Source organism: Symbiopectobacterium sp. Eva_TO (assembly GCF_053848865.1).
Map to the genome: position 1 here is coordinate 2,907,063 of NZ_JBSPEY010000004.1, position 17,928 is coordinate 2,924,990.

Annotated in this window: 15 protein-coding genes and 9 pseudogenes; 15 read left to right on the plus strand and 9 right to left on the minus strand. The window is 51.8% G+C overall.

Going from position 1 to position 17,928, the window contains the following annotated elements:
• The first annotated feature begins 18 nt into the window (after window positions 1-18).
• Window positions 19-1,027 (plus strand): annotated as a pseudogene (locus tag ACWWJF_RS17405) (LacI family DNA-binding transcriptional regulator).
• A gap of 21 nt (window positions 1,028-1,048) precedes the next feature.
• Here the strand turns inward: ACWWJF_RS17405 and ACWWJF_RS17410 are convergent.
• The 3 genes and pseudogenes from ACWWJF_RS17410 to argL form a co-directional block, all read right to left on the minus strand.
• Window positions 1,049-1,306 (minus strand): annotated as a pseudogene (locus ACWWJF_RS17410) (ornithine carbamoyltransferase); the annotation flags it as partial.
• A 180-nt stretch (window positions 1,307-1,486) separates the two neighbouring features.
• Window positions 1,487-2,236, minus strand: a pseudogene (gene argF / locus ACWWJF_RS17415) (ornithine carbamoyltransferase); the annotation flags it as partial.
• 10 nt (window positions 2,237-2,246) lie between these two features.
• Window positions 2,247-2,312, minus strand: a complete 66-nt coding sequence (gene argL, locus ACWWJF_RS17420; RefSeq protein ID WP_455871149.1) for a putative translational regulatory protein ArgL — start codon at window positions 2,310-2,312, stop codon at window positions 2,247-2,249.
• Window positions 2,313-2,399: 87 nt separating this feature from the next.
• Between argL and rraB the strand changes: the two genes are divergently transcribed.
• The 3 genes and pseudogenes from rraB (at window position 2,400) to ACWWJF_RS17435 (ending at window position 4,562) form a co-directional block, all read left to right on the plus strand.
• Complete coding sequence (gene rraB / locus ACWWJF_RS17425) at window positions 2,400-2,825, plus strand: ribonuclease E inhibitor RraB (protein ID WP_455870142.1); 426 nt, start codon at window positions 2,400-2,402, stop codon at window positions 2,823-2,825.
• A 113-nt stretch (window positions 2,826-2,938) separates the two neighbouring features.
• Window positions 2,939-3,106, plus strand: a pseudogene (locus ACWWJF_RS17430) (IS256 family transposase); the annotation flags it as partial.
• 124 nt (window positions 3,107-3,230) lie between these two features.
• The gene (locus tag ACWWJF_RS17435) at window positions 3,231-4,562 is read left to right on the plus strand and encodes an IS4 family transposase (RefSeq protein ID WP_455870143.1); all 1,332 of its coding nucleotides are present in this window, start codon (window positions 3,231-3,233) and stop codon (window positions 4,560-4,562) included.
• Window positions 4,563-4,655: 93 nt separating this feature from the next.
• Here the strand turns inward: ACWWJF_RS17435 and ACWWJF_RS17440 are convergent, their stop codons facing one another.
• Window positions 4,656-4,895, minus strand: coding sequence for a helix-turn-helix domain-containing protein (locus tag ACWWJF_RS17440; protein WP_455870144.1), 240 nt, complete (start codon window positions 4,893-4,895; stop codon window positions 4,656-4,658).
• Window positions 4,896-5,058: 163 nt separating this feature from the next.
• Between ACWWJF_RS17440 and ACWWJF_RS17445 the strand changes: the two genes are divergently transcribed.
• The 3 genes and pseudogenes from ACWWJF_RS17445 to ACWWJF_RS17455 all read left to right on the plus strand — a co-directional run.
• Window positions 5,059-5,625 (plus strand): helix-turn-helix domain-containing protein, encoded by a 567-nt coding sequence (locus ACWWJF_RS17445; protein WP_455870145.1) that lies wholly within the window; start codon window positions 5,059-5,061, stop codon window positions 5,623-5,625.
• A 68-nt stretch (window positions 5,626-5,693) separates the two neighbouring features.
• A complete protein-coding gene (locus tag ACWWJF_RS17450) occupies window positions 5,694-5,993 on the plus strand; it encodes a transposase (RefSeq protein WP_455869719.1) in 300 nt (99 codons plus the stop codon).
• A 508-nt stretch (window positions 5,994-6,501) separates the two neighbouring features.
• Window positions 6,502-6,852: pseudogene (locus ACWWJF_RS17455) on the plus strand (integrase core domain-containing protein); the annotation flags it as partial.
• A 38-nt stretch (window positions 6,853-6,890) separates the two neighbouring features.
• Here ACWWJF_RS17455 and ACWWJF_RS17460 read toward each other — a convergent pair.
• Both ACWWJF_RS17460 and ACWWJF_RS17465 read right to left on the minus strand, forming a co-directional pair.
• Window positions 6,891-7,985, minus strand: a pseudogene (locus ACWWJF_RS17460) (ATP-binding cassette domain-containing protein); the annotation flags it as partial.
• 94 nt (window positions 7,986-8,079) lie between these two features.
• Window positions 8,080-9,042, minus strand: a pseudogene (locus tag ACWWJF_RS17465) (dipeptide epimerase).
• Window positions 9,043-9,444: 402 nt separating this feature from the next.
• Here ACWWJF_RS17465 and rph point away from each other — a divergent pair.
• Window positions 9,445-10,182 (plus strand): ribonuclease PH, encoded by a 738-nt coding sequence (gene rph, locus ACWWJF_RS17470; RefSeq protein WP_455870146.1) that lies wholly within the window; start codon window positions 9,445-9,447, stop codon window positions 10,180-10,182.
• 148 nt (window positions 10,183-10,330) lie between these two features.
• Window positions 10,331-10,978, plus strand: a complete 648-nt coding sequence (pyrE, locus tag ACWWJF_RS17475; protein WP_455870147.1) for an orotate phosphoribosyltransferase — start codon at window positions 10,331-10,333, stop codon at window positions 10,976-10,978.
• 104 nt (window positions 10,979-11,082) lie between these two features.
• On the opposite strand, the gene slmA is transcribed toward pyrE, so the two are convergent.
• The 3 genes from slmA to coaBC all read right to left on the minus strand — a co-directional run bounded on the left by slmA (window position 11,083) and on the right by coaBC (window position 13,481).
• Window positions 11,083-11,679 (minus strand): nucleoid occlusion factor SlmA, encoded by a 597-nt coding sequence (gene slmA / locus ACWWJF_RS17480; RefSeq protein ID WP_438814994.1) that lies wholly within the window; start codon window positions 11,677-11,679, stop codon window positions 11,083-11,085.
• A 130-nt stretch (window positions 11,680-11,809) separates the two neighbouring features.
• Window positions 11,810-12,268: a dUTP diphosphatase gene (gene dut / locus ACWWJF_RS17485; RefSeq protein WP_455870148.1), complete on the minus strand. Its 459-nt coding sequence runs from the start codon at window positions 12,266-12,268 to the stop codon at window positions 11,810-11,812.
• Window positions 12,237-13,481, minus strand: coding sequence for a bifunctional phosphopantothenoylcysteine decarboxylase/phosphopantothenate--cysteine ligase CoaBC (coaBC, locus tag ACWWJF_RS17490; protein WP_455870149.1), 1,245 nt, complete (start codon window positions 13,479-13,481; stop codon window positions 12,237-12,239). The genes dut and coaBC overlap by 32 nt, the downstream gene beginning before the upstream one ends.
• A 164-nt stretch (window positions 13,482-13,645) precedes the next feature.
• On the opposite strand from coaBC, the pseudogene radC reads away from it, so the two are divergent.
• The 6 genes and pseudogenes from radC to ACWWJF_RS17520 all read left to right on the plus strand — a co-directional run bounded on the left by radC (window position 13,646) and on the right by ACWWJF_RS17520 (window position 17,928).
• A pseudogene (gene radC / locus ACWWJF_RS17495) lies at window positions 13,646-14,345 on the plus strand (RadC family protein).
• Window positions 14,346-14,583: 238 nt separating this feature from the next.
• Window positions 14,584-14,820, plus strand: coding sequence for a 50S ribosomal protein L28 (gene rpmB, locus ACWWJF_RS17500; protein ID WP_455870150.1), 237 nt, complete (start codon window positions 14,584-14,586; stop codon window positions 14,818-14,820).
• Between the two features lie 11 nt (window positions 14,821-14,831).
• Window positions 14,832-14,999: a 50S ribosomal protein L33 gene (gene rpmG, locus ACWWJF_RS17505; RefSeq protein ID WP_026738454.1), complete on the plus strand. Its 168-nt coding sequence runs from the start codon at window positions 14,832-14,834 to the stop codon at window positions 14,997-14,999.
• A gap of 82 nt (window positions 15,000-15,081) precedes the next feature.
• Window positions 15,082-15,891 (plus strand): bifunctional DNA-formamidopyrimidine glycosylase/DNA-(apurinic or apyrimidinic site) lyase, encoded by an 810-nt coding sequence (mutM, locus tag ACWWJF_RS17510; RefSeq protein ID WP_455870151.1) that lies wholly within the window; start codon window positions 15,082-15,084, stop codon window positions 15,889-15,891.
• 89 nt (window positions 15,892-15,980) lie between these two features.
• Window positions 15,981-16,904: pseudogene (locus ACWWJF_RS17515) on the plus strand (IS5 family transposase).
• 226 nt (window positions 16,905-17,130) lie between these two features.
• Window positions 17,131-17,928, plus strand: coding sequence for a glycosyltransferase (locus tag ACWWJF_RS17520; protein WP_455871150.1), 798 nt, complete (start codon window positions 17,131-17,133; stop codon window positions 17,926-17,928).

Sequence of the window (17,928 nt, forward strand, 5' to 3'; positions counted from 1 at the left end):
CCTAAGGAAGGAGTAAAAATGGTTACGATACAGGATGTGGCGAAAAAGGCGGGCGTCTCTAAAGCGACGGTATCTCGCGTACTTAACGGCAAAAACGTGGTACGTGAAGATATGCGGCAGCGCGTGTTTCGCGCCATCAAGGAAACCGGATTCAGTCCAAACCTGCTTGCCCGCCAGTTAGCCACCCGCAAAACCAACTCGATTGGTTTGGTTATCACCAACTCGTTGTATCAGGTGCCATTTTTTTCGGAAATGACCTATCAGGCGGCGTCATGCAGTGAAAAGCATCTGCGCCAATTGATTCTGGCGGATGGCAAAAACAGTGCGCAGGATGAGCGCAATGCCATCGGTATGCTGCTGGCATTGCGTTGCGAAGCCATTATTGTGTATCCCAAATTCTTATCGGCAGAGGCGTTGGAAACGCTGATCGAGCAGCACGAGACGCCGATCATCGTGATTAATCGTAAGCTGCCCCATCACCAGAATCACGCGGTCTATATCGAGCACTATCACAGCAGCCAACTGATGACGCAATATCTGCTCGATCAGGGGCATACGCGCATCGCTTTTATTGCCCGGGCTGCCCGGTTCCCCGTCTGGTGAACAGCGGCTTGCGGGATTCCTTGATACGCTGAAAGCGGCGGGTATCGCACATGATGAGGCGCTACGTCTGGAAGGGGACTGGATGCCGGAGAGCGGCTATCGCGCCGCCCAAACGCTGCTAGGGCGCAATGTGGACTTCACCTGTGTGCTGGCGGCCAATGACGATATGGCAATTGGCGCGGCGAAGGTGTTTCTTGATGCCGGAAAGCGGGTGCCGCAGGATATATCGTTGGCGGGGTTCGATGACATGCTGATTGGGCGCTACTTTTCTCCCGCCTTAACGACGGTGCATGTGCCGATTGCTGCCATGATTCAGGATGCGATTGGTCGCCTGGTGGCGGCGTCACAAGGCGATGCCATGCCGACACCGCCTTGCCATCATCAAGGACGTTTGGTTATCCGAGAGTCCGTCGCCAGACGCTGAGCATAGCGCGCAGCGCGGCCCTTATTCCTGGCCGAGCGTGGCGACCATCACCGCTTTGATGGTGTGCATGCGGTTTTCTGCCTGATCGAACACAATGCTGTGCGCTGATTCAAACACCTCGTCGGTCACTTCCATGCCGCCGTGCAAACCGTACTGCTGGGCCATCTGCTTGCCGATGGTGGTTTGATCGTCATGGAACGCTGGCAGGCAGTGCAGGAATTTCACCTGCGGGTTACCGGTGGCGGCAAGCATCGCCATATTGACCTGATAGGGTTTTAGCCATATCGTTATACACATCTTTTGGCCATTTTTTGAACAGGATGCTCAGAACCCCGTGAATTAAGGCATTCAAGCCATCCCATTGGCTTTTTGAGGTTCAAAATGCCACTCTGAGATAAACCCGTAACTCATTGATTAAACAGTGCGTTAGAAAGATGTGTATAACGATATGGGTTTTAGCAGCGCAATCCGCTCCTGCCACACCTCTTTGGCCTCTCCCATGGACACCCATACATCGGTGTAGATGAAATCCGCACCAGCCACGCCTGCGGCGATGTCTTCCGTCAGCGTGATTTTTCCGCCAGTCAACTCGGCAGCTGCTCGGCATTCGGCCACCAGGTTGGCATCGGGCCAGCAGGCTTTGGGGGCGACCAGACGCAGATCCAAACCGGTCAACGCAGCGGCTTCCAGCATGGTATTACCCATGTTGTTGCGCGCATCGCCTGCGTAGACCAGCGTAATGTCGCTAAAAGCGCGCTCAGGCAGATGCTCTTGCATGGTCAGTAAATCCGCCAGCAGTTGTGTGGGGTGGAATTCGTTAGTCAGCCCATTCCATACCGGTACACCGGCATACTCCGCCAGCATTTCCACCAGTGCTTGACCGTAACCACGGTATTGGATGCCATCATAAATTCTGCCCAGTACACGGGCGGTATCCTTCATCGACTCTTTATGGCCGATCTGGCTGCCGCTCGGGCCGAGATACGTGACGCGTGCTCCCTGATCGTATGCAGCAACTTCGAAAGAGCAACGAGTGCGGGTCGAATCTTTTTCGAAGATGAGTGCGATGTTTTTATTTTGCAGGTAGCGTTTTTCTGTGCCGTTCTTTTTGTCGGCTTTCAGTTGGGCAGATAAGGTTAACAGTGCGCCGATCTCAGCCGGGGAAAAATCCATTAATCTTAAGAAGTGACGCTGGTGAAACGAGTTCATTGTAGTTATCTCAATGTGGCTCAACGCTGTCGGTTGAATTAAAATTCACTTTATATGTGTAATTATTCAATTTCAAGGGGCGGCGTCAAACTTTATGGTGGAGAGGGCGTCGGGGGTGTGGGAGAATACGGCAATAACGTAGAGATTAACGGGGGACAGACTCATGGCAAACCGCGATTTACTGGACGAACAACGGGAAGAAACGCGCCTGATCATCGAAGAACTGCTGGATGATGGTAGCGATCCGGACGCACTGTATACTATCGAACACCACTTTTCGGCGGAAAACTTTGACGCGTTGGAAAAGGTCGCTGTTGATGCCTTTAAAATGGGCTACGAAGTGACGGATGCGGAAGAGCTGGAAGTGGAAGAGGGCAAACTGTTGATGTGCTGCGATGCCATCAGCGAAGTAGCACTCAATGCTGAGCTGATCGATGAGCAGGTCGAGCAGTTAATCGAACTGGCTGCACTCCACAACGTCAATTACGACGGGTGGGGCACCTACTTCGAAGATCCGGATGGTGAAGACGGCGAAGAAGGTGGAGACGACGATTTTTATGATGAGGATGATGACGGCAAACGTCATTAATGCCTCAGGGCATCACGGGCATGCCGAAGTGACCTTCGGCAGACCCTGTACATAAATTTGTGTAATTGCCTGATTTTGATATGTTCAATCCAACATCAAAAACAGGTTAATTTATGGACGAAAAACAGTTGCAGGCTCTGGCTAACGAACTGGCCAAAAATCTCAAAACCCCTGACGATCTCAGCCAATTCGATCGCCTGCTGAAGAAAATCAGCGTTGAGGCTGCTCTCAACGCCGAAATGTCCCACCATCTGGGCTACGATAAAAATCAGCCCAAACCCACCTCGTTATACACAAGTCCGCAACGCCTTATATGCCAAGGGTTAGCGGGCTGAAATAGGCAGCCGGTGGGGTTGTAAATGAAGTGAAACCGACGTGTACTATCGCCATTTACGGCGCTGAAAAATGACACGGGATTCAGATGGCTGGGCACACCAAGAACTGGAAGGGGTAAATCTTGGTGACACGAGGCTCAATAAGCGTGCCAAAGGGCTTTTGATACGGCTGGCTGAGAATCCGCAAGCCAGCATTCCGCATGCGTGCCTCGGATGGTCTGAGACGCTGGGTGCTTACCGCTTCATGGAGAACCAAGCATTCGAATGGCGAGACATTCTGCAACCTCACTGGCAGCGTACGCAGGAAAGGATCCGAGAACACGAGGTTGTGCTGTGTATCCAAGACACTACCGAGCTTGACTTCAACGGGCAGCAAATCCAAGGCTTGGGTCCTTTGAACTACGAAGCCAGGCGTGGTCTGTACCTGCATCCGACCTACGCGGTCAGTCCGGATCGCGTGGGGTTGGGCGTACTGGATGCGTGGATGTGGGCAAGAGAGCCGAAGGATGCAGACGGAAAACGCGATGGGCTCAAGGAGAGTACGCGCTGGCTCGAGGGATACGAGCGAGTTGCTGAACTCGCCTCGGAGTTGCCAAACACACGTCTGGTGTACTTAGCCGATCGCGAAGCGGATATCAAGGCGTTGATGCAGCTCGCTGATGACCTTGGCACTCAGGCTGGCTGGTTGATCCGCTCGACTCATAATCGCAGTCTGGACTGTAATGAGAAGCTTTGGCAGAAGGTTGGAAAGACCGTGCCGGTGGGAGAAATCCAATTCGTTATGGCGGCTCGCGCGGGGCAGAAGGCGCGTACGGTGAAACAGGCGCTGCGCGTGAAGCGAGTGTCGCTGCGTTGCGGGTTGGCAGTGACTTGTGTGATAGCCAAGGAAATTGAGCCGCCAGCAGGCGTGAAGCCGGTCGAGTGGCGGTTGCTGAGCAATCGCGTACCTGAAGGACGAGAAGATATCGTGGAGCTGATCGACTGGTATCGGGCTAGATGGGAAATCGAGATGTTCTTCAATGTGCTGAAGAACGGCTGCTGTGTCGAAGCGTTACAGTTATCGACCGTGGATCGCATTGAGCGGGCATTGGCGCTGTTCATGATCGTGGCATGGCGCATCGCCTATTTAATGCGTATGGGACGAACCTGTCCAGAGCTGGACGCAATGTTGTTCTTTGATTCCGACGAGACTCATGGCGCTTACCTACTGATGAACAAGCGTATGCCCAAGGGCCGCCCTAAGCTAAACGAAGTATTGCGCTTAGTTGCGCAACTGGGAGGCTTTCTTGCTCGAAAAGGCGACGGTGAACCAGGCGCAAAAACTATCTGGAAAGGCTTGCAGAAAGTCATGACGGCCGCCGAAACGCTACGCGCGCTCAGGCACGAACAGAGATGTGTATAACGAGGTGGGTTAAACTGGGCTGCATCCGCCTCTTTTACAAGAAGTTATGCAATTAAGGGACACAGCCTAGTTCAGTTGCTGATAGAAACATGATCAAGCGACCTCACGGGAATGAGGATACCGACTTGGCCAAATTTCTTCAGGAGCAACACCGATCGCTTGAGCAATAATGCGTTCGTATTTTTTACAAGGGCGATCAAGCACATTTTTCAGTGAATCAGGTTTCAGACCTGCTCGGATCGATAATTGACGCAGTGTGAATCCTTTTACATGCACCGCAGCCACAATATGTTGGCGGTGCCAATCACGGTTTAAAACTTCATTTCTAAGCATAATTAGATTACCCTAAAAGATTATCTGTATAGATGATGCTATGAGTTTATCTTTAGAGATCATTATGAGAACAAAAAAAGAAAATATGTCAAGTCCATTAAGTTTCTTTTGTAAAAAAGAAACTTAATGGATAATTTAATTAAAAATCAAAAGGTTGTCATGAATGGAAACAAAAAATGATAAAAACCACAGGGTTTCTTTTCTGGTAGGGCAAAAAGAAACTTTCTTAAGCAGGCTTCGTGAGCTTGTGGCAGGTAGAGCGCTACAGCAAGCGGCTGATGACTGGGACATACCAAAATCAACGCTCAGTAACTATTTTTACCGAGGCTCTAATCCGAGGATTGCTAGCGTTAAAAAAATAGCCCAAAAAGAAAACGTAGACTTTGATTGGCTTACTGGCCATTCAGATAAGAAACCAGAAAGAAATCTTCAGACACAGCAGACACAGCAGGCTTTATCGTCAGAGTTTGAGCATGATATGCAAGCTATTGTGGCGATTTTAGCGACCTTGGAACCTGGGGAACGTTCTCAACTGGTTAAATTACTTGGCCGTAGAGGATCAATGTATCTATTAGGTTTACTTGATCATGATAATCAGGTTCTTTTGGATCTAAGAGAAGATAGGAAACGTGCAGCTTTACGCATGGAATCTATGTCAGAAGAACAATTTAGAGAGATTTTATCCAAAATTGAAATCAGTACCGGAGAAACCATTTCAGAAGTAGTGTAGTGGCACACTGATACTGGCCACCTGAGCGGAGGTGATATGCTCACCTCATCAACACGACAGGTGACCTCATGGGTAAACATTTTACGGCGGAATTTAAGCTCGAAGCCGCAAAGCTGGTTGTCGACCACGGCTACACATACGTTAAGGCCGCAGAGGCGGTTAATGTCAGCCATTCTGCCATTAGTCGCTGGGTCAATAAGCTTCGCCTTGAACGACAGGGAAAAACGCCAACGGGACTTCCTCTTACCCCTGAACAGCTCGAGCTGCGTGAGATGAAGAAAAAAGTCCAATGCCTTGAAATGGAGAACGAAATCCTAAAAAAGGCTACGGCGCTCTTAATGTCGGACTCACTCAACGGTTCACGGTAGTCGACAGGCTGAGGGCGCGATACCCGGTCACGGCGTTGTGCCAAACTTTTGAGGTACATCGCAGCAGCTACAGGCACTGGCAGGCTTCCGCTAATGAACCCGACGGTGAGCGCGTGGTTAAGTCATATCGTTATACACATCGTTCTAACGCACTGTTTAATCAATGAGTTACGGGTTTATCTCAGAGTGGCATTTTGAACCTCAAAAAGCCAATGGGATGGCTTGAATGCCTTAATTCACGGGGTTCTGAGCATCCTGTTCAAAAAATGGCCAAAAGATGTGTATAACGATATGGCCTTGGCCCAGTAAAGCTGTTTTAATAAATACGATTTAAAGGACATTAAAGCTTGTTTGTAGTGGTATCAAATATTTTACTTCTAGGCGAGAAATTGTTTATTTTTTAAGCATTGGTATCAAATCAGAAAATTGCTTCTAACCTCAAGAAATTCCATGAGTTCCCGCCAATTCCCGGCTATTCCCAAAAGTATCAAATAAATTACTTCTCTATATGAGGTCGGTGGAAAAACGCTTCGGTAGCGCGCTGCCGGATAAACCAGTGCAATGGCTGACGGATAATGGTTCAGCGTACACAGCGCATGAAACGCGGAAGTTCGCCAGAGAACTGAATCTGGAGCCCTGCACAACAGCAGTGAGCAGTCCACAGAGTAACGGCATGGCAGAACGATTCGTGAAGACGATGAAGGAAGATTACATCGCCTTCATGCCAAAACCCGATGTGCGAACAGCGCTGAAGAACCTTGCAGCGGCGTTCAATCATTACAATGAAAACCATCCGCACAGTGCGCTGGGATACAACTCCCCAAGAGAATATCGGCGCCAGCGGGCATCGTTAACTTAAGATACAAAAGCTGTCCGGAGATGGTGGGTCAAGATCACTGATTCGCTTTGAATCAGGCGCAGCAGTGCGCGCCCGGTGGTGGATTTTCCGCAACCACTCTCCCCGACAATCGCCAGGGTTTCACCAGGCCACACGCAAAAATCAATTTGCTCGACCGCGTGTACACGGTGCGTGACAGCGGAGAAAATGCCGCTGCGGATCGGGTAGTAGACGCGCAATCCACGGATATCCAGCAGCGGATCGGCGTCATAGCGCGCGGTTTTCTGTTCGCTATCGCTGGACTGTTGTTGTCCCAGCAGCGGAAAACGACGCGGCCAGGCGCTGTCGCGCATATCGCCCAGCTTTGGCACTGCGGCTAACAAGGCTTGAGTGTATGGGTGTTCCGGATGTGCGAAAATTTGCTCGACCGTACCTTGTTCCACCACTTCACCCCGGTACATCACCACAACGCGATCGGCGATTTCAGCCACTACGCCCATGTCGTGGGTAATAAACAGAACGGCAGTATCACTTTGCTGCTGGAGATCGCGCAGGATGTGCAGAATGCGCGCTTGCACGGTGACATCCAGCGCTTTGGTGGGTTCATCAGCAATCAGCAACTGTGGTTCACATACCAGCGCCTGCGCAATCATGACACGTTGGCGCATACCACCGGAGAGCGAGGCTGGGTAGCTTTTCATCACGCGATCCACATCGGCGATGCGCACTTTACGCAGTAGCTCGCGCGCTTTTTTATCCGCCGTGGCGGCATCGCAAAGCAGGTGATCGCGCAGCGCTTCCGTTAACTGATCGCCCACCTTCAACACCGGATTGAGTGAGGTCATCGGTTCCTGAAAGATCATCGCCATATCGCGCCCGCGCAGTTGACGGCGATCGTCCTCTTTCATATTCAGCAGATCGTGGCGTTGTCCGTGGCGGGAATGGAAATGGATGCTGCCGCGCTCAATGGCCGCCGAGTTGGCCAACAGACCCATCGCGGTTAACGACGTAACGGATTTTCCTGAGCCGCTTTCACCCACAATGGCGACGATTTCCCCCTTGTTGACGGAAAACGAGACGCTTTTCAGGGCGATATGTTTACCCGACCTACCGCTGAAGCTGACGCTCAGGTCATCGATCTCCAGCACCGGCATGGCGGTTTGTGGGGGGGGGCCGACGCCGGGGGCGGGGTGGCCTGTGCGAGTTGCGTCATGTGGACTCCGGTTAACAGTGTGGACTCTTGCTGTGTCATAGCCAGATACGTCCGTGGTGATAAGTCAGATAGGGTGAACTGTCAGCGGCTAGCCAGAGTGGGCCATCCAGATCGACATAGTCGGCGGCGGCGACCGGTAGTGCGACTTCCATCGCCGGTGAAGAGCCAACCAGGCAACCGACCATCAGTTTTAGCCCGTGCAGTCGCGCCTCACGCACCATTGCCAGTGCCTCTGTCAATCCGCCACATTTATCCAACTTGATGTTGATCATCTCGTAACGGCGGCGGATACCTGGAATATCGCCAGCGTGGCGGCAGCTTTCATCGGCGCAAAGTGGAATAGGGTGCGAAAAACGCAGTAACTCCTGATCCTTGCCTGCCGGTAACGGTTGCTCAATCAGCGCGATGTTATAGGGAAGCAGTGCGTGACACAGGCTGAGTAAATTGAGCCCAGCCCAGCTTTCCGTGGCATCGACCATCAGAGTGGCTCGTGGCGCGGCGTGGCGCACTGCGGCGATTTTCTCAACGATGTCGCTGCGATCCAGCTTGAGCTTTATCACCTGCGCGCCGCGTGATATCGCATCGCAGGTCGCCGCCACCGTGTTTTCCAATGACGCAATGCTCAGCGTTTCCGTGGTGATCAAAGAGGCGGGCGGTTGTATTCCCACCTGCTGCCATACGGTTTGTTTATGCAAGGCGGCATTTTAGCGCCACAGTGCGCAATCGAGTGCGTTACGTGCTGCACCAGGAGGGAGCAGCGTTTGGATTTCATCCCTTGACGCACCGCGCGTTACCGCACCACGTACGGCGTCAAGTTAGCGGCAAACACTGGCGGCAGACTCTTGATATTCAAACGCAGGCGTACATTCGCCTAAACCGATAAATCCCTGTTCTTCAAAGGTAATCCTGACTACGCTTACGGCATTGCGCAGTTCCTGCGCACGCTTGCACGCGCGTGCCAGAGAGAGTTTGACGGTCTCAACTTGCATCTGGCGCATCTCGTGTATCCCTGTGGTGAATGAATAATCAAAACTATTTCATGCAGGGGAATGACTGACGAATACTTGTTTGTCGGGAGGGTATAACCTCAGACTATACCCTGATGCAGACACCAACACTCCCCTGCCGATATCGCGAAACGCGCGGCAGCTAAAGTCATATCGTTATACACATCTTTCTAACGCACTGTTTAATCAATGAGTTACGGGTTTATCTCAGAGTGGCATTTTGAACCTCAAAAAGCCAATGGGATGGCTTGAATGCCTTAATTCACGGGGTTCTGAGCATCCTGTTCAAAAAATGGCCAAAAGATGTGTATAACGATATGAGCTAAAGTAGGAATTGTTGTCCGAAGGCCGTATAATGCGCGCCAATCAACAGAGCATAACCCGGAGAATCTCATGCGTCCGTCAGGCCGAAGTGCACAACAGGTGCGTCCCATCACGCTAACGCGTGGCTATACCAAGCATGCGGAAGGTTCCGTGTTAGTGGCGTTTGGCGACACGAAAGTGCTGTGTAACGCGACGGTAGAAGAAGGCGTGCCGCGCTTCCTGAAAGGGCAGGGGAAAGGCTGGGTGACCGCTGAATACGGCATGCTGCCGCGTGCGACCCATAGCCGCAATGCGCGTGAAGCCGCCAAGGGAAAACAGGGCGGAAGAACGCTGGAAATCCAGCGCCTTATCGCGCGTTCTCTGCGCGCTGCCGTTGATCTGGAAAAGCTCGGTGAATACACCATTACGCTGGATTGCGATGTGTTGCAGGCTGATGGTGGCACGCGCACTGCTTCTATTACCGGCGCTTGTGTGGCACTGGCGGATGCGTTCAACCGCATGGTGGCAAAAGGCCAGCTCAAAGCCAGCCCGCTCAAGGGCATGGTAGCGGCGGTTTCCGTGGGGATCGTTGCCGGTGAAGCCGTGTGCGATCTTGAGTACGTGGAAGACTCTGCGGCGGAAACGGACATGAACGTGGTCATGACCGAAGATAGCCGCATGATTGAGGTGCAAGGTACCGCCGAAGGCGAGCCGTTCAGTCACGAAGAGTTGTTGGCGCTGCTCGCTCTGGCGCGTGGTGGCATTGATACTATCGTCGAGGCGCAGAAAGCGGCGTTGACGCAAGCGCCAGTCGCGGACTTCAAGTAAGCATGACTGGCATAAACCGCCTGTCATTTCATCAGCCGTTGCCTGGCAGCGGCGTTATCCATTTTTGCAAAGCGACCTCGGCGTCGCTTTTTTTATGGCTGGTATTCCAACCATAACCATACTCACTGTGATACGAGGAGATGCCGTAATGAAAGCCTATCAGCGCCAATTTATTGAATTCGCACTTAGCAAGCAGGTATTAAAATTCGGCGAATTCACATTGAAATCCGGGCGTGTCAGCCCCTATTTCTTCAATGCCGGGCTGTTCAATACCGGGCGCGACCTGGCACTTTTGGGCCGTTTTTATGCTGAAGCGTTGGTGGATGCCAGTATTACCTTTGATGTGCTGTTCGGGCCCGCTTACAAAGGGATTCCGATCGCCACGACCACAGCGGTGGCGCTGGCTGAACACCACGAAACCGATGTGCCTTACTGCTTTAACCGTAAAGAAGCCAAAGATCACGGGGAAGGAGGCAATCTGGTCGGCAGCGCGCTGCAAGGCCGTATCATGCTGGTTGATGACGTGATTACCGCAGGTACTGCCATTCGTGAATCCATGGGCATTATCGCAGCAAATGGCGCGACGCTCGCCGGGGTGTTGATTGCACTGGATCGCCAGGAACGCGGTACAGGAGCCATTTCTGCCATTCAGGAAGTGGAACGCGATTATCAGTGTCAGGTGATTTTTATCATCGCGCTGCAAGATCTGATCAGCTTTTTGGCAGAAAAACCAGAGATGGCCGTGCATCTGGATGCGGTGAAGGCCTATCGCGATCGGTATGGTATTACTGCGTAGTCACCTGTGCATAGGCGCTTATGTTGCCTGAGAGATTTCTGGCCAGCCTGTTGCTGTGTGAACAGGCCTTGGTGCAGAGGCTCTTAGGCAAAAGCGGGGCGATGTTAATAGAGTTGGGCGGCAAGCAGTGGCCAACGTGTCTCAAAATCCTGTGTAGGCCGAAAGCGAAATTCTGAGCGAACATAGCGTGACAGCATCCCTTCGCAGAAGGCGAGTAGTTGGCTGGCAAGCAGTGATTCGTCATGGGTAAGGGCTTTCCCCTCTCGCAGTTTGTGCTCGCGCAACACCTGCTTAAGCTGCGATTCAATGCGTTCAAACAGCTGGTTGATGCGTCCTTGCAGACGATCCTGTTCGAACATCAGCGCATGGCCGGTCAGGATGCGCGTCAGGCCGGGGTTGCGTTCAGCAAAACCCAACATGAGCAACAAAATCAACCGCACACGTTGGAACGTATCTTTCTCATCTTGCAGAATCAGATTGATACGTGTTGTCAGCGAATCCTCAATAAACTCGATAAGGCTGTCAAACATCCGTGTTTTGCTGGGAAAGTGCCTATAGAGTGCGGCTTCGGAAACCCCGACCATTGCGGCAAGCTTTGCGGTAGTGATGCGTTGGCTGCCATCGCTGGATTCCAGCATTTGCGCCAACGCTTGCAAGATTTCCTCGCGACGATTCCTTTTCGTATTCTCTTTCTCTGCCATGTCAGAAAAGACCCTTGATCAAAAAGAAGCTGACAACCATTTAGAATTGGTAATGACCTGGATAAACACAACAAAGACACGCGATTGACCGCGTGTCCAAGGCGTAACTCAGGGTATACCTATTTTCGGATCAACGACGGCCAGAATGGCCGAAACCGCCTTCTCCCCGCTCTGTTCCTACAAAATCATCGACAATGTTGAATTCAGCCTGAACTACGGGAACAAACACCATCTGTGCGAGGCGTTCACCGGGCTCGATAGTGAAGGCTTGCTGGCTACGATTCCAAACGGAAACCATCAGTTGTCCCTGATAATCAGAGTCGATAAGCCCAACCAAATTACCTAATACCACACCGTGCTTATGCCCCAACCCTGAGCGGGGGAGAATAACAGCAGCCAGGCTGGGATCGGCGATATGGATAGCGATACCCGTTGGCACCAGTATCGTCTCCCCTGCGGCTAGCGCGATCCCTTCATCAGTACAAGCTCGAAGGTCAAGGCCGGCCGAGCCTGCGGTGGCATAGGTCGGTAACGGAAACTGTTGACCAATGCGTGCATCAAGAATTTTTACGTCGATTTTTTTCATCATAGCGGCGGACAATCTCATCGATTAAATGTTGGCCAAGGAGGCGCTTTTCGCACAGAGGTAAACGGGTGTCACCCTCCGGCCAAAACAGCTGCAACTCGTTGGTGTCACTGTTTAATCCCTGCCCTGAAAGGGAAACATCATTTGCGCAAATCAGATCCAGATTTTTACGCGTCAATTTTTGACGCGCGTATTCTCCCACATTCTGGGTTTCGGCAGCAAATCCAACGACGAATGGGCGAGACGCTGACATGGCTGCAACCCCTGCAATAATATCTGGGTTTTTAACCAGTGTGATACTGATTTCATCGCCCTGTTTTTTTATCTTGTCGCTGGCTATCTGTTTAGCCCGGTAATCAGCCACGGCGGCACAGCCGATGACAATCTGCTGTTGTGCCGCATGAGACATCACCGCCTGCTGCATGTCCAACGCGCTGGTCACGTCAATGCGCCGAACGCCTGCGGGTGTTGGTAATGACACGGGCCCGGCGACCAGCGTCACGTGAGCGCCACGCTCCGCCGCAGCTTGCGCGATGGCAAATCCCATCTTGCCCGAACTGTGATTGGTGATGAAACGTACAGGATCAAGCGCCTCACGCGTGGGTCCCGCGGTGATCATAATGTTGAGATGTTGCAGATCGTTGACGCGCGTAAAATAGCCTTCGGCAAGCTCAACGATCGCCGACGGATCAATCATTCTACCAGGACCCACATCACCGCAGGCCTGACTGCCGCTGTCGGGGCCCCAAACCAGGCAACCGCGCCGTGCCAACGTGGCAAGATTATCCTGTGTTGGCGTCGCGCGATACATCTGCTGATTCATGGCAGGTGCAATAGCGACGGGGGCAGCCGTTGCCAGACAAAGCGTGGTAAGCAGGTCGTTAGCCATGCCAGCAGCTAAACGTGCGATCACATCCGCCGTTGCGGGCGCAAGAATAACCAGGTCAGCCCATTTTCCCAGCTCAATGTGCCCCATTGACGCTTCGGCGGCAGGATCGAGCAGATCGTCTGATACTGGGTATCCTGAAACCGCCTGAAGCGTAAGCGGTGTAATAAATGCCTTCGCGGCAGGAGTCATTACCACGCGGACTTCTGCGCCGCGATCGCGTAGACGCCTGACAATTTCTGGGCACTTGTAAGCGGCAATACCGCCGCTGATGCCGAGCACGATTTTTTTACCGGAGAGCCCGGGCTGATTGGAAAATCCCGTCATCATCTTTGTCCGATTAACGCCTAAGAGGAAACATTTTATCATAACCTTGCCAGATGAGCGGAATCTTGCTCGCGTTTGTCTATGCTCATGAGGCTTTGTTGCAGGTGTCTTGCGTGCAGTTATGCAGGGGCTCGCTTGCGTTCTCGCCCCGCTACCGTGAGCCTGCCATGATAGAGCAACGATGGAAAGGAGGGATAACGGTGTGGATTGACGATCAGGCTCCGCGTGAAAAGCTTATTACCTCGGGGGCCGAAGCGCTTACGGATGTGGAGCTGTTGGCTATCTTTCTGCGCACTGGGTTGCCGGGGGTTCACGTGATGGCATTGTCGGAGCAATTGCTGCGTCATTTTGGTTCCCTTTACCATGTCATGACGGCCGAGCAACAAACATTTTGCGCCGTGAAAGGGATGGGGGTGGTTAAATTTGTGCAATTTCAGGCGGTAGCGGAGCTAGCGCGGCGGCTGTACGCCACGCGCTTGGTGAAGGAAAAAGCGATGCTGAATCCCGATCTGACCCTACAGTACCTGCAATCGGCGTTGGCACATCAGGCGCGAGAAATTTTTACCGTGCTGTTTCTTGATAATCAGCACCGCGTGATTCGACATCAAGAGATGTTTGCAGGTACGATCGATTGCCAGCGTCGAGGTACACCCGAGAGAAATTGTGCGTGAAGCGTTAAAAGCCAATGCGGCTGCGCTCATTCTGGCGCATAATCACCCTTCCGGGGATGCAGAGCCGAGTAGCGCCGATCGCATGATAACGACGCATATTATTCAGGCATGTGCATTGATGGACATTCGTGTCCTCGATCACCTGGTAATTGGGCGTGGTGAGTACGTATCATTTGCCGAGCGAGGCTGGATTTAGCATATTTTCAGCGATCCTTAGAGATCTTTCGCTGCTCGGGACTTGAGCACATCCGCGCTAGAGCGTATACTACGCCACCTTTGAGAATCTTGGGTGTGGCGTTAAGAGCCTATCTCAGCAGGTTTACCCTGATGACAGTATCTTTACTTGTAAAGCTGCTGAGATGGGCTCTAAAGCCTGACGAGGCGGCCAACATCCTCTACGAAGCTCTAGCTGATTTGATTTTTGGAGAATAGACATGTCCCGAGTCTGCCAAGTTACTGGCAAGCGTCCGGTGACCGGTAATAACCGTTCCCACGCACTGAATGCGACCAAACGCCGTTTTCTGCCGAACCTGCATTCCCATCGTTTCTGGGTTGAAGGCGAAAAACGCTTTGTAACGCTGCGCGTATCTGCTAAAGGTATGCGTGTTATCGATAAGAAGAGTATCGAAGCGGTCCTGGCCGATCTGCGTACCCGTGGTGAAAAGTACTAAGGAACTGAATCATGGCTAAAGGTGTTCGCGAGAAGATCAAGCTGGTTTCTTCTGCCGGTACTGGTCATTACTACACGACGACGAAGAACAAGCGCACTAAGCCGGAAAAACTGGAACTGAAGAAATTCGATCCGGTTGTCCGTCAGCATGTGATCTATAAAGAAGCTAAAATCAAGTAATTTTAGTGGACTTATTAAAAACCCGGCCAAGGCCGGGTTTTTTTTATGCTACGTTAGCCGCGGGAGCGTTCAGGAGGAGAAAATGCCGGAATTACCAGAGGTTGAAACGAGCCGCCGCGGGATATCACCCTATCTTGTCGGACACACCATACTGCACGTTGACGTGCGTAATCCCCGCTTCCGTTGGCCGGTGTCCAGCGAGATCCTTGCGTTGAGTGACCAGCCTATTTTGAGCATAGCGCGTCGGGCAAAATACCTGCTGTTTGCGCTACCCGGCGGCTGGATTATTGTGCATTTGGGCATGTCTGGCAGCTTGCGCATTCTGCCGGAATATCTCCCTCCTGATAAGCATGATCATGTGGATATGGTCATGGACAACGGCCATGTGCTGCGTTATACCGATCCCCGACGTTTTGGTGCTTGGCTGTGGACGACGGACCTTGAAACAAGCAGCGTACTTGCACACCTTGGCCCGGAACCTTTGAGTGAGGCATTCTCTCCCGACTATCTCTATCAGCGTTCGCGCGGTAAGCACACGGCTATTAAGCAGTGGGTGATGGATAACAAGGTGGTGGTCGGCGTAGGAAACATTTATGCCAGCGAATCCCTGTTTATGGCGGGTATTCATCCCGATCGTGCAGCAGGCTCGCTGAGCGAATCAGAATCTGCTCGTTTCGTTCAGTCGATAAAGCAGGTGCTACAGCGCTCGATTGAGCAAGGCGGCACGACGTTAAGGGATTTCTTACAGTCAGATGGTAAACCGGGGTATTTTGCGCAGGAATTGCAGGTTTATGGTCGGGCGGGGGAGCTTTGCCGCGTATGCGGAACGCCGTTGTTAACGAAAAAACATGGGCAGCGTAGTACATTTTATTGTCGTTGCTGCCAGAAATAATGCTGGATAAATAAGGCTTTGTTGAATAAATAGAAAGTTTGGGTAATCATCGGATCAGATCACCATAGTTGTTTCAACATCAGGTCTCCATGGCAAAACAAAATTTTAAAATCACTAACTGGCCCTCCTATAACAAGGCCCTCAAGCAGCGCGGTTCTCTAACCGTATGGCTAGATGGATCAGCCATTGCTGCATGGACGGAAAATACGACTACTGAACGGCGTGGACGACCGCTCCACTACTCAGATATGGCCATCACCACAGTCCTGATGATGAAACGCGTGTTTGGCCTTTCATTGAGGGCTTTACAGGGTTTTGTTGACTCGATTTTTAAACTGATTAAATTGTCGCTGCATTGTCCAGACTATTCGCTGCTCAGCAAGCGAGCAAAGACAGTGAACATCAGCATAAAAACGCCAACCCGTGGTGAAATCTCACATCTGGTCATTGATGGAACCGGCCTGAAGGTCTTTGGCGAAGGCGAATGGAAAGTCCGGTAGCATGGTGCCGACAGACGCAGGGTGTGGCGTAAGCTGCATCTGGCAGTAGACAGTGCGACGCATGAGATTATCTGTGCGGATTTGTCGCTCAGTGGTACGACTGATGCCCAGGCTCTACCGGCACTGATAAACCAGACCCACCGGAAAATCAGAGAGGCATCGGCTGACGGCGCTTACGATACAGGTTACTGCCATAATGCTCTGCTGAGGAAGAAAATAAGGCCGCTTATCCCGCCGCGAAGGGGGGCGCAATATTGGCCGGACCACTACCACGAGCGTAACCACGCTGTTGCAAATCAGCGCCTGAGCGGCAGCAACGATACCTGGAAAAAGAAAGTGGGCTATCACCGACGCTCAGTGGCTGAAACGGCCATGTTCCGGTTCAAAACGCTTCTGGGTGGTCATCTAAGTCTGCGTGACTACGATGCTCAGGTGGGTGAAGCCATGGCGATGGTCAAAGCGCTTAACCGGATCACTCTATTAGGAATGCCGAACAGTATTCGCATCACGTAACAATCGACCTGGGGCACAGTCGTTACAAGTTCTGATTTATTCAACAAAGCCGATAAATAACGCCAGACTGCCGTTTGAAGGGCGAATCTGGAAAAGCATCAACGAGCTTACAAAACTGAGGATTTTATCGGTGAACCACGAGTACTCTTCTGCCGCACGGCATCCGCTTGATAAGCAGCATATAAAGTTAACCTACGTTACGCACTTTTACTGCAATCAGGACAATATGGATTCCGTATTTTCGTTGCTGCGGCTGTATGAGCAGCTGCCGGAAGATATCAGAACTGCGGTAGAGTTCGTTATTGTTGATGACGGTTCACCGATTAAGTACGACATTGGCACTTTCGACCTGAATATCACCTGGCTGCGTATTAATGAGGATATTCCATGGAATCAGGCTGGCGCGCGCAATTTAGGGGTGACTTATGCCAAGTCTGACAAAATTTTTATCACCGATCTTGACCACGAATTGCCGGAATCCTCATTCCGCTATTTGATCAATTGCCGTAACCCCGGCCGCAATTTTTATAAAATCTATCGGGAAAGCCGTGAAAACGGCGTCAAAAAACGCGGAAAAGTGTGTAACGTTGGCGACAGGTATTATGGCCATCCGAACACGTTCTTTATGTCGCGTGCGCGCTTTATGGGTTTCTTTGGCTATGACGAGGAGTTTGCCGGGAATTATGGCTCAGAAGATTTCCGCTTCGTTAAATACCAAAAATACCAAGGGTCGCGCCAACATTATTTGCCGAAGAGCATCCGCTGTTTTGAACGGGAAGTGGACCGGGAAGAGAGTTACCATACGTTACAGCGCGACCTTTCCGCCAATACGCCGATTGATAAGCGCAAGAAGCAAGAGTGCAGCTTGTTCGGTTATGAGTATGGGCAGAGCCGTATTTTCCTCAACTTTACCTGGGAAATTAAATACCGTAACAACATAATGCCAGCGACCTTGCCCCCGCTAAAAACATGGTGGCGTCCACTGTGGTGGTTCCGTTATCTATGCGGTACATTGGCGCGTTAA